The sequence below is a fragment of the Mycolicibacterium parafortuitum genome (assembly GCF_010725485.1).
Lineage (GTDB): Bacteria > Actinomycetota > Actinomycetes > Mycobacteriales > Mycobacteriaceae > Mycobacterium.
This window is the reverse complement of sequence record NZ_AP022598.1, coordinates 1671037-1682284: the sequence shown is the minus strand read 5'-3', so window position 1 is coordinate 1682284 and position 11248 is coordinate 1671037. Positions and strand designations below refer to the sequence as shown.

12 protein-coding genes are annotated in these 11248 nt (G+C 70.4%); 6 read left to right on the top strand and 6 right to left on the bottom strand.

Annotated elements, in window-relative coordinates:
* The first annotated feature begins 16 nt into the window (after nt 1–16).
* Genes NTM_RS07890 through NTM_RS28985 form a run of 3 tightly spaced genes read left to right on the top strand, consistent with a single transcriptional unit; the run spans nt 17 to nt 1834 of the window.
* Complete coding sequence (locus tag NTM_RS07890) at nt 17–1027, top strand: NAD-dependent epimerase/dehydratase family protein (protein WP_163765978.1); 1011 nt, start codon at nt 17–19, stop codon at nt 1025–1027.
* Complete coding sequence (locus NTM_RS07885) at nt 1024–1701, top strand: alpha/beta hydrolase family protein (protein ID WP_104865437.1); 678 nt, start codon at nt 1024–1026, stop codon at nt 1699–1701. Before NTM_RS07890 ends, NTM_RS07885 begins: the two co-directional genes overlap by 4 nt.
* A gap of 10 nt (nt 1702–1711) precedes the next feature.
* On the top strand, nt 1712–1834 hold the full coding sequence (locus NTM_RS28985; RefSeq protein WP_272955225.1) for a hypothetical protein: 123 nt from the start codon (nt 1712–1714) through the stop codon (nt 1832–1834).
* On the opposite strand, the gene NTM_RS07880 is transcribed toward NTM_RS28985, so the two are convergent.
* The 4 genes from NTM_RS07880 to NTM_RS07865 are packed head-to-tail and all read right to left on the bottom strand — an operon-like array spanning nt 1820 to nt 5243.
* Nucleotides 1820–2248, bottom strand: a complete 429-nt coding sequence (locus tag NTM_RS07880) for an acyl-CoA thioesterase (RefSeq protein WP_161499485.1) — start codon at nt 2246–2248, stop codon at nt 1820–1822. The genes NTM_RS28985 and NTM_RS07880 overlap by 15 nt on opposite strands.
* A 13-nt stretch (nt 2249–2261) precedes the next feature.
* A complete protein-coding gene (locus NTM_RS07875) occupies nt 2262–3557 on the bottom strand; it encodes a hydroxyacid-oxoacid transhydrogenase (protein ID WP_104865436.1) in 1296 nt (431 codons plus the stop codon).
* A 4-nt stretch (nt 3558–3561) separates the two neighbouring features.
* On the bottom strand, nt 3562–4410 hold the full coding sequence (locus NTM_RS07870) for an EamA family transporter (RefSeq protein WP_232079654.1): 849 nt from the start codon (nt 4408–4410) through the stop codon (nt 3562–3564).
* Nucleotides 4407–5243, bottom strand: a complete 837-nt coding sequence (locus NTM_RS07865; protein ID WP_163765977.1) for an SDR family oxidoreductase — start codon at nt 5241–5243, stop codon at nt 4407–4409. The genes NTM_RS07870 and NTM_RS07865 overlap by 4 nt, the downstream gene beginning before the upstream one ends.
* A 69-nt stretch (nt 5244–5312) precedes the next feature.
* On the opposite strand from NTM_RS07865, the gene NTM_RS07860 reads away from it, so the two are divergent.
* Both NTM_RS07860 and NTM_RS07855 read left to right on the top strand, forming a co-directional pair.
* Nucleotides 5313–6500 (top strand): metallophosphoesterase, encoded by a 1188-nt coding sequence (locus tag NTM_RS07860; protein ID WP_163765976.1) that lies wholly within the window; start codon nt 5313–5315, stop codon nt 6498–6500.
* Nucleotides 6501–6524: 24 nt separating this feature from the next.
* Nucleotides 6525–7349, top strand: a complete 825-nt coding sequence (locus NTM_RS07855; protein ID WP_104865432.1) for an acyl-CoA thioesterase — start codon at nt 6525–6527, stop codon at nt 7347–7349.
* 9 nt (nt 7350–7358) lie between these two features.
* Here NTM_RS07855 and NTM_RS07850 read toward each other — a convergent pair whose 3' ends face one another.
* A complete protein-coding gene (locus NTM_RS07850) occupies nt 7359–7793 on the bottom strand; it encodes an SRPBCC family protein (RefSeq protein WP_104865431.1) in 435 nt (144 codons plus the stop codon).
* Nucleotides 7790–8635 (bottom strand): 1-acyl-sn-glycerol-3-phosphate acyltransferase, encoded by an 846-nt coding sequence (locus tag NTM_RS07845; protein ID WP_104865430.1) that lies wholly within the window; start codon nt 8633–8635, stop codon nt 7790–7792. The genes NTM_RS07850 and NTM_RS07845 overlap by 4 nt, the downstream gene beginning before the upstream one ends.
* Nucleotides 8636–8688: 53 nt before the next feature.
* Here NTM_RS07845 and NTM_RS07840 point away from each other — a divergent pair, with 53 nt between their 5' ends.
* Nucleotides 8689–11235 (top strand): DEAD/DEAH box helicase, encoded by a 2547-nt coding sequence (locus tag NTM_RS07840; RefSeq protein WP_163765975.1) that lies wholly within the window; start codon nt 8689–8691, stop codon nt 11233–11235.
* The last annotated feature ends 13 nt before the right edge of the window (nt 11236–11248 follow it).

Here is an 11248-nt window from a genome sequence, read left to right as displayed (position 1 = left end):
GGGCTATCCGAACGTCATGTCGCTGCGGGTCGCGGTCACCGGGCCGACGGGGGAGATCGGGATCTCGACGATCACGGCGCTGGAGGCGTCGCCCGCTGTCGCAGAGATCGTCGGGATGGCCCGGCGCCCGTTCGACCCCGCCGCGCGGGGGTGGACGAAAACCGTGTACCGCCAAGGCGACATCCTCGACCGCGATGCCGTCGCAGACCTCGTCGCCGACGCCGACGTGCTGGTGCATCTCGCGTTCATCATCATGGGGTCGCGGGAGGAGAGCGCGCGCGTCAACCTGGAAGGCACCCGCAACGTGTTCGAGGCGGCGGTGGGTTGCCGGGATGCGGCTTCTCCCCGGACCCGCCGCCTGGTCTACACCTCCTCGGTGGCCGCCTACGGCTACCACTCCGACAACCCGGTGCCGATCACCGAGGACGTGCCGGTGCGCGGGTCGGCCGAGCACTACTACTCCGAACAGAAAGCCGCGTGCGAGGCCGCGCTGCACGAGATCACCGACGGCAGCGGGTTGGAGGTCTACGTGTTGCGGCCGTGCATCGTCGCCGGACCCCACGCGACCGCGCTCGCCAACGCGATGCCGTGGAACCAGCTGCCGATGCCGGTGCGCAGGGTCAGCCAGGCGCTGCCGTTGCTGAAGCCGCCGTTCCCGGACCCGGGCACGCCGCTGCAGCTGGTGCACCACGACGACGTCGCGAACGCGATCGTGCTCGCGGTGACCACGACCGACGCCCCCGCGGGGGCCTACAACATCGCCGGTGACGGCGTGCTGTCGATGTCGGCGGTCGGCGAAGCGCTCGGCGCGCGACCGGTGCGGGTCCCGCACGCGGCCGCCACCGCGACGTCGGAGGTGCTGGCCCGGCTGCCGTTCGTACCGTCCAGCCTGGAATGGCTGCACGCGGGACGCACGTCGGTGGTGATGGACACCAGCCGGGCCAGGCAACTACTCGGGTGGCACCCGAAATTCACCGCGGAGGAGACGCTTTCCGCACTGGCCGCCGCCGTCAGGCGCGGCGGGTGAGGACACAGGAGTACGCCCCGGGCCGGCCGGTGGACCTCTACGGTGACCCGATCGACCGCACGGTGCTGCTATGGCACGGAACACAGACCGACGCGCGGGCGACGGTACGCACCCTGGCCGGAATGCTCGTCGATCGCGGGCTGAGTGTGGTTGTCCCGGACTGGGATTCACATAGCACCGACAGCGGACGGTCCGACCTGCTGGCATCCGCCGATTTCGCGCGCCAGTGGTCCCGCGCCGAAACCGGGCTCGGGGTGATCGGGTGGTCGCTGGGCGGGGTCGCGGCGGCCGGGCTGGCGGCACGGGCCGCCGACATCGGTCTGGAGTTGGCCTTCACCGTGTGCCTGGCGGGCGCATTCATGGTGCGCGACCCCATATTTGGCCTCGATGTCGGTGACGCGCTGACCGGAGCCGGGCGGCGGCCACCGTTCACGCTGCTGCACGGCAGCGCCGACGACGTGGTGGCTCCGGCGGTCAGCCGCGCGTTCGCCGCTCAGTTGCGGGCCCGCGACTGGCCGGTACGGCTGGTCGAGCTCGCCGCCGACCACGGGAACATCGCTGGTGCGAGGTATGATTCGGCCCACGATCGCTACGCCCCCGCCGATGACGAGGCCACCCGCTCCGTCACGGCCGAGGTGGCCGACCACATCGCTTCAGCAGCCCGAGAATCGTGAGAGGAGCCGCATGCCTGCCACCCCCGACGCACGCCTGGTGACCAATTGCCCGGCATGCGGTTACCCGACCTTCGACTCCAGCCTGTGCGCCGCGTGCGGCCCCCTCGCCGCGGCGATCTCACACCCGGTGTAGCCGCTCCAGCGCCTCCCGGATCCGGTCCGGGATCGGGACGGCCCGGCGGGTGGCCCGGTCGACGAACACGTGCACGAAGTACCCGTGCGCGACGGCGGTATTCGCGGCGTCCCCGCCCGCGGTGAAGATCCCGACCCCGTAGGTCACCGATCGGGTCGACAGATTGTCGACGCGCAGCCCGGCCCGCAGGTCGTCGGGGTAGGCGACCGGCGCCAGATAGGAGCACTTCGACTCCACCACCAGCCCGATCACGGGGGCGTTGTGGATGTCGAGGCCGCCCTCGTGGATCAGGAAGTGGTTCGCGGCCGTGTCGAAGTAGCTGTAGTACGTGACGTTGTTGACGTGGCCGTACACGTCGTTGTCCATCCACCGGGTGGTGATCGGCACGAAGTACCCGTAGTCGGTGTCGTTCACCGGCGCGGCGCTCTCACCAGTACCGCATCGATTCGTCGAAGGTACCGGCCAGCACCGTCCTGTCGATCTCGATGGGCGCGTTGGCCAGCAGCCGCTGCTGCGGCCAGGCACCGTCGGCCAGTGCCGGGCTGTCGGCGCCGGTGTAGCCGACGCCCTCCAGCCCGTTGGGCATGCCGACGCGGCGCATGATCGCGATCAGATGCTCGGCCAGTACCGCACCGGCGTCATCGGCTCCGGCGCCGCGCACGTCGGCGCCCAGTTGTTCGGCGGCGAACAGGTGCCGGCCCGGATCGGTGTGCGCGGTGCGCCGGAACGCTGCCGGGGCGTTGAGGATCACCGACATCCCGTGCGGCACCATCGGTTCGGCGTCGGGATAGCCCGTGGGCCGGAAGTCACGGACCTGCCCGGCCACCGCATATGCCATCGCGTGCGGCAGATGCACCCCGGCGTTGCCGAACGCGATGCCCGCCAGCGTCGCGGCCCACATCACCTGTTCGCGGGCCTCCCGGTCGGACGCGTCGTCGACCGCGCGCCCCAGGTACCTGCCGAGCAGGCGCAACGCCTCGCCGCAGCCCAGGTCGCTCCACGGGTTCGCGCCCTGGCTCATCGGACGCTGGGTCGGCCGCGGCGGCGCCGGGCGGCGCGTGTAGGGACGCGCCGTGTAGGACTCCAGCGCGTGCGAGAGCACGTCAAGACCGCTGCACGCCACCACATTCGGCGGCAGCGTGTCGGTGCAGTCGGGGTCGACGAGGGCCTCGGTGGGGCGCAGCGCCGGTGACGCGATACCCGTCTTGGCCGCCATCGACAGCAGGTCGAAGATCGCGATGCCGGTCACCTCGCTGCCGGTGCCCGACGTCGTCGGGCATGCGATGTGCGGCCGCAATGGCCCGGGTACGGGGGCGCCGGCCCCGACGGGCGCATTGACGTAGTCGAGGAAGTCCGCGGGATGGGTAGCGTAGAGGTTCGCGGCCTTGGCGGTGTCGATGACCGAGCCGCCGCCGACCGAGATGTAGCCGTCGGCGGCGGTCTCGGACGCGAAAGCCGCTGCCTGCTTGAAGGATTCGTCGGTCGGCTCGACGCGCACGTCGGTGTAGGCCACCACGTCGATCCCGGCGGCGCGCAGCGAGCGCGCGGCGGTGTCGAAGACCTCCAGCGCGGCGATGGTCGGGTCGGAGAACAGTGCGGCCCTGGTGATGCCGAGCGCCGCGGCGCGGTCACCGAGCTCGGTGAGGCAGCCGCGACCGAAGGTGATCCTGGACGCGTCGACGGTGAACGCACCCTCGGTTCCGTCGGTGTGGCAACAGCTCACCCGGTCATCCTATCGGCTCGCCGGCGGCTCTCGCGGTGACCGCGAGCGCGAGCATCACGCACGCGATACCCGCCACCTCGCTGACTGTCGGGCGCTGGGCCAACACCACGGCGCCGATCACGGCCGCGGTGGCGGGTAGCAGCGCGAGCAGCAACGCGAAGCGTTCCCGCCCGATGCGGGTCAGCACATGCTGGTCGAGCGCGTACGGGATCGCGCTGGAGAGCACCCCGACCCCGATTCCGAGCACCCAGGTGCGGGGATCGGTGAAAACCGCAGGGGCAGCGGCCACCTGGATCCCTAGCAGTACCGGCGCCGAGACCGTCGCCGCCAGCGCCATCCCGACCGCCAGTGAGTCGACCCCGGCTCCGGCGTCGGCGACCCGCTTACCGAGCAGGATGTAGCCCGCCCACAGTGCCGCGGCGATCGCCGCGAACCCCGCACCGACCGGATCCACGTCCGTCGACACCCCGGCGACCAGGTACACCCCCACCGCGACCAGCACCACGGCGAGCACGTCGCGGGCCCGCCGCGACCCGGCGGCGGCAACCGCGACCGGGCCGGCGAACTCGATCGCCACGGCGGTGCCGAGCGGGATGCGGGCGATCGCCTCGTAGAACGCCACGTTCATCGCCAGCGTCACGAACCCGAAAGCGGCCGCCGCGAACATCATTCGCGGCGTCCAGGGCCGTCGCCACGGCCGTCGCCAGGCCAGCAGGATCACCCCGGCGCCCGCGGCGCGCAGCCAGGCGACCGTCGCGGGATCCGTGGTGTCGAACAGGAACACCCCGACCGCGGCCCCCAGGTACTGCGAGACGGCGCCGGCGATGAAGAACCCGGCGACGTACGGGGTCAACCGGATTGTGCGACCCGGGCCCGCTCGGTCATCGACGCGACCACGCCGCCGTCGTTGAGGATGTCGGTGCCGGTGAGGTAGCCGGCCTTGTCGGACACACAGAACGCGAGTAGTTCGGCCATCTCCTCAGGTTTACCCCACCGGGGCACCGCGGCGTCGGCGACCAGCGCGCCCGCACCGGCTTGTTCCTCGAGCCGGCCCATCTCGGTGTCCACCGATCCCGGGGACACCGACACGATCCGCAGCCCCTTGCCGTTGAACCGTTCGGCGTGGGCGCTGCTGAACCACCGCACGAAACTCTTGCTGACCGCGTACGCGAGACCTGAGCGGGCCTCCGGTCCGGCGATGTCGCAGGCCTGCAGAGTCGCCGCCATGAACGCGTCGATGTCGGACAACGCGAGCGGGAACGCCGCGCTAGGGATCATCTCGCCGGGCATCAGGTGGGCGGCCATCGACGCGACGTTGACGATCGCCGCACCCTCGCCTGCGCGGGCGAAGAACTCCTCGTTGACGTTCAGCGTGCCGATCGCGTTGGTGCGCATCACGTACTCGGCGTCACCCATGCTCGGGCTGACCCCGGCGGTGTGGATCACTGAGTGCAGCGGCCCCACCTGCGCGACCGCCTCGAACAGCCGGCCGACCGCGTCCCGGTCGGTGACATCGCAGTACACGGCGGTCGCGGCAATTCCCTGCTCGGCGAGTTCGGCGGCCGCGGCGTCGAGCCGCTCCTTCCGGACGTCGGCCAGCACCACGGCGCGGTCGCGTCCGACGACCTTCGCACTGGCCACACCCATACCGCCCGCGCCACCGGTGATTAACGAAACTGCGGTCATCTGTAAACCTCCCGGGGCCATTCAACACTGCGGGCCGGGGTTGTGGAATCCCGTCGGTACTTTCGAGAGATGACCGAGAACCCGGCTCAGGTGGTCGAGCAGCAGGTCGCACCCCGGCGCCGGCGCCGGTGGTTGCGCACGCTGATCGTGCTCACGGTGATGGCGCTGCTGTTCGGTGTGCCGTGGTGGACGCTCGTGATGGGCGGCTCGGCGTGGCCGGCGGCTGTGGTCGTCGCCGGCACCGTGCTGTTCGCCGCCGGGTTCGTCGCGCTGCCCGCGTCGATGCTGATCGGCCACGGCAGGCAGCGCGATTGGGCGGCGGTGGTCGGGGACGTGCTGCTCGGAGTCGCGTGGGTGCTGTTCGTGTGGTCGGTGTTCGGCCAGCTGCTCGGTGTGGTGCTGTGGGCGGCGGGCGTCGCGGACCCGGCGCGATCCCGCATCGTCGCCGTGACCACGCTCGTCGTCGGGGTCGTGGTGCTGGCGTGGGGGCATTTCGAGGCGATGCGGGTACCGCGCATCCGGCGCCTCGAGGTCACGCTGCCGCGCCTGGGCCGTGGGCTCGACGGGCTGCGCGTCGCCGTCATCACCGACACCCATTACGGCCCGATCGAGCGCAGCCGCTGGTCGGCCGCGGTCGTCGAGCGCGTCAACGGGCTCGACGCCGACATCGTCTGCCACGTCGGCGACATCGCCGACGGCACCACCGACATCCGTGACGCCCAGGCGGCACCGCTGGCGTCGGTGCGCGCCGCCAAGGCGCGCGTGTACGTGACCGGCAACCACGAGTATTTCAGCGAGGCGCAGGGCTGGCTGGACTACATGGACCGCATCGGCTGGGATGCGCTGCACAATCGGCACATCACCGTCGAGCGCGGCGGGGACCGTCTCGTGGTCGCCGGCATCGACGACGAGACGGCAGCCGGGTCCGGCGTGCGCGGGCACGGCGCGGACCTGGACACCGCGCTGGCGGGCACCGATCCCGCTCTGCCGGTGCTGCTGCTGGCACACCAGCCCAAGCAGGTCGAGCACGCGGTGCGCGCCGGGGTGGATCTGCAGCTGTCCGGCCACACCCACGGCGGGCAGATCTGGCCGTTCAACTTCCTGGTGCGCCTGGAGCAGCCGGTGGTCCAGGGGTTGAGCCGGCATGGTGAGCGCACGCAGCTCTACACCAGCCGCGGCACCGGATTCTGGGGCCCGCCGTTCCGGGTGTTCGCACCGAGCGAGATCACGGTGCTGACGCTGCGCAGCGGGGCCTGATCTGGAGTCAGGCAAGATACCGGCGTGTCTTCTTCGCTGGGCGACGTGCTCGCCTCCATGCAGCTTGAGCGGGTCGACGCGGGAACGTTCGTCGGCAAGCAGTTGCCCGCACCCGCCAATCACATCCTCGGCGGGCACATCTCGGCGCAGGCCCTGCTCGCCGCGAGCCTGACCTCCCCCGGCCGCGCGCCGCACAGCGTGCACACGTACTTCCTGCGGCCCGGCGACTCCCGGGATCCGGTCACGTTCGAGGTGGTGACGCTGCAGGAGGGCCGCACGTTCACGGCGCGCCGGGTCACCGCACGCCAAGGCGAGGAGATCCTGCTGGAGGCGATGTCGTCGTTCAAGCTGCCCACCGAGACCGCCGCCGGCGTGACGTATCAGCCGCCGTGTCCCGACGTCCCCGCACCGGAGTCGTTGCCGGTCGTCCCACCGCACTTCGCCGAAGCCGACGCCGCCGCGGGGATGTGGGCCAGCCTGCGCTGGTTCGAGCGGCGCGTCGTCGTCGCCGAGACCGGCCCGCCGGCGCCGGCCCGGATCTGGTGGCGACCGGACGGCGAGGTGCCCGACGACCCGGTGCTGACCGCGTCGCTGGTCGCGTACCTGTCGGCGGTGACGCTGACCGAACCCGCGTACGCCGCCCGCAGCGGTCCCGCGATGGCCGCGCAGCGTGACCATTCGGTGTGGTTCCACGCCGCGGCGGATCTGTCCGACTGGATGCTCTACGACATGTCGTCACCGAGCAGCGCCGACACGCTGGCGCTGGCGCGCGGCACGATGTTCAACCGTAGCGGCGAGCTGGTGTGCTCGGTGCGCCAGGAGATGTACTTCCCGCCGCCGCGGGGTTGACGCCGCCCGTCAGCTCTCGACGAGTGCTTTCAGGCGCTTCACGGTCTGGCCCATCAACCGGGACACCTGTCCCGACGCGACGCGGTCGGCGATCAGACCGAGCAGACCGCCGGGCGCCTCATAGGACAATCGGAAGGTGACCTTGGTGCGGCCCTCGCCTGCCTCGCGCATGCGGAACCGGCCCCGCAGGGTGACCCCGGTGATGCCGATCCAGGCCAGGTCGCGGTTCTCGTCGAACTCGACGACCTCTATCACGCCGCCGATCGGCACCGAGCCGACCTTCCAGTGCACGGTGTAGCGCGAGCCGACGCCGACGGGGCCCTCGGTCACGGTTTCCCAGCGCTCCAGGCTGGCCATGAACTCCGGATAGCAGCCGGGATCGCTGACGTGCTTCCACACCTCGTGTGGTTCGGCGTCGATGACGACGCTGCGCGAGAGCCTCATCCGATCACCGGGAGACGTCGTTCGGCGGCCAGCCGGTCGACCGCGGACTGCAGGCTGGCCAGCACCCTGTCGTTGACGTCGTCGTCGTCGCTGCTCGCGATGTCGTCCGCGGCGATCGGTTCCTGCACCTCGATGACGATCTTCGTCGGCAACGGCACTCGCGGGATCATGTCGCTGACCGCGATCCCCCACGGCGGCGCGAGCAGGATCGGCACGCTCTTGAGTCGGGCGATCTTGTCGACACGCAGCAGCTTCGCCAGCCACTGGCCGCGGTCGAGGAACAGCGCCGCCTCCTGCCCGCCGACCGATGCGATCGGCACGATCGGCACACCCGCTTCACGGGCCAGCTTCACGTAGCCCTTACGGCCACCGAAGTCGACCTCGTGCCGCTTCCACGACGGCCGGAACACCTCGTAGTCACCGCCCGGGTACACCAGCAGCGCACCACCGGACTTCAGCGCCAGCGTCGCATTGTCGTGGTTGGCCGCGACGGTGCCGAACTTGCGCAGCGACCCCAAGCCCGGCATCGACACCACCAGGTTGTGGGCCAGCTGGAAGAACGGCCGCTCGACACCGAAGTACGAACAGAACGCGAGCGTGAACACGAAGGTGTCCGGCGGAAGGTTGCCGCCGCTGTGGTTGCCGACCAGCAGCACCGGGCCGTCGGCCGGGATGCGATCGAGTCCGCGCACGTCGGCGCGGAAGTATAGCGACGCGAGCAGCCATAGCCCGGGCAGTTGCTCGCGGATGTAGTCGGCGTCGCGCTGATCGAGGTCGGCGACCGGCACGCGCGCCGACACCTCGTGCTTGACCCACTCGAGGACATCACCCAACCCCGCCATGAGAGGGATATTGACTGCGGCGCGGTCGCGCAAACCTGGCAGGCTGTCTGGCAATGCCCACTCCCCTGCCCACTCCCCTTCTCGAAGACCCCGGTGACCTTTCGGAGCTCTTCGCCGTCCGCGGCGACGCCGACGAACTGTTCACCCGGTTCGCGGGCTGGGCGCAAAGCAACGGCACCACGCTGTACCCGGCGCAGGAGGAGGCGCTGATCGAGCTGGTCAGCGGGTCCAACGTGATCCTCGCGACGCCGACCGGGTCGGGGAAGTCTCTGGTCGCCACGGGCGCGATCTACGCTCAGCTCGCCGCCGGCGGCGTGAGCTTCTACACCGCACCGATCAAGGCGCTGGTCAGCGAAAAGTTCTTCGCGCTGTGCGAGGTGTTCGGCGCGGCCAACGTCGGCATGCTGACCGGGGACGCGGCCGTCAACGCCGACGCACCGATCATCGCGTGCACCGCCGAGATCCTGGCCAACGTCGCGCTGCGGGAGGGTGCCGACGCCGATATCGGGCTGTGCGTGTTGGACGAGTTCCACTTCTACGGCGACCCCGACCGCGGGTGGGCGTGGCAGGTGCCGCTGCTGGAGCTGCCGAGGGCCCAGTTCCTGTTGATGTCTGCGACGCTCGGCGACGTCACGTTCCTGCGCGAGGACCTGACCCGGCGCACCGGCCGGACCACCGCGCTGGTCGCCAACGCCGAACGCCCGGTGCCGCTGTACTTCTCCTACGCGACCACCCCGATGCACGAGACGATCCAGGAACTCGTCGACACCAAACAGTCGCCGATCTACGTCGTGCACTTCACCCAGGCCTCGGCGCTGGAGCGGGCGCAGGCGCTGATGAGCGTCAACGTCAGCTCCAAGGAGGAGAAGGCCGCGATCGCCGAGCACATCGGCGGGTTCCGTTTTTCCTCGGCGTTCGGCGCGACGCTGTCGCGACTGGTGCGCCACGGCATCGGCGTGCACCACGCCGGCATGTTGCCGAAGTACCGGCGTCTGGTCGAGCAACTCGCCCAGGCAGGCCTGCTGAAGGTCATCTGCGGCACCGACACCCTCGGTGTCGGGATCAACGTGCCCATCCGCACCGTGGTGTTCTCCGCGCTGTCGAAGTACGACGGCGTGCGCACCCGGTTGCTCAATGCCCGGGAGTTCCACCAGATCGCCGGACGGGCCGGTCGGGCCGGTTTCGACACCGCGGGCACCGTCGTGGTCCAGGCACCCGACCACGAGGTGGAGAACCTCAAACAGTTCGCGAAGGTCGCCGACGATCCGAAGAAGCGCCGGAAGCTGGTGCGGCGCAAGGCGCCCGAGGGGATGGTGCCGTGGAGTGAGGCGACGATGACCCGCCTGGTCGACGCTGCGCCCGAGCCTCTGACGAGTCACATGCGGGTGACCACGTCGATGGTCCTCGACGTCGTGGACCGCCCTGGCGATCCGTTCGAGGCGATGCGGCGGCTGCTGACCGACAACCACGAGCCGCGCAAGCGCCAGCTGAAGCTGATCCGCGAGGCGGTGGGTATCGCGCGCTCGCTGCTGCAGGCCGGGGTCGTCGAGCGACTCCCCGAACCGGAGCCCGACGGACGGCGGTACCGGCTGACCGTCGACCTGCCGCCGGACTTCGCGCTGAACCAGCCGCTGTCGACGTTCGCGCTGGCCGCGATCGACCTGCTCGACGCGGGGTCGGAAAGCTATGCGCTGGACGTGGTCTCGGTGATCGAGGCGACGCTGGAGGACCCGCGCCAGATCCTGGCCGCCCAGCTCAAGAGAGCCCGCGGAGAGGCCGTCGCACAGATGAAGGCGGACGGCGTCGAGTATGACGAACGCATCGAACTGCTCGACGACATCACCTACCCGAAGCCGCTGGAGGAACTGCTGGGACACGCCTACGCGGTGTATCTGCAGAGCAATCCGTGGGCCGCGGACGGCAAGCTGTCGCCGAAGTCGGTGGTGCGCGAGATGTGGGAGCGGGGCATGACGTTCCGCGAGTACGTCAGTGAGTACGGCCTGACCCGTGTCGAGGGCGCCGTGCTGCGGTATCTGTCCGACGCGTTCAAGGCGCTGCGCTCCGGTGTCCCCACCGCCGCCCGCACCGACGAGCTCACCGACATCGTCGAATGGCTCGGCGAGCTTGTCCGCCAGGTCGATTCGAGCCTGCTCGACGAGTGGGAGCAGCTCACCAGCCCGGACCAGCCGCACGATCAGCCGATGCCCGTACCGGCCCGCCCGCGACCGCTGACCGGCAATGAGCGGGCGTTCACCGCGATGGTGCGCAACGCGCTGTTCCGCCGGGTCGAGTTGTTCGCCCGCGAGCGATGGGAAGAACTCGCCGCGCTCGACGGCCGCGCCGGCCTGTCGGCGCAGCAGTGGCGCGATATCGGCGACGACTACTTCGGCGAGCACGACGACGTCGGCACCGGCGCGGACGCCCGCGGTCCCGCACTGCTGATCATCGACCGGCAGGCCCGCACGTGGCGGGTGCGGCAGATCTTCGACGACCCGGCCGGGGACCACGACTGGGGATTCGAGGTCGAGGTCGACCTGGACGCCTCCGACGAGGAGGGCGTCCCGGTGCTACGCCTGCTGTCGGCGGGCCGCTTTGACTGAAACGCCGCTTTGA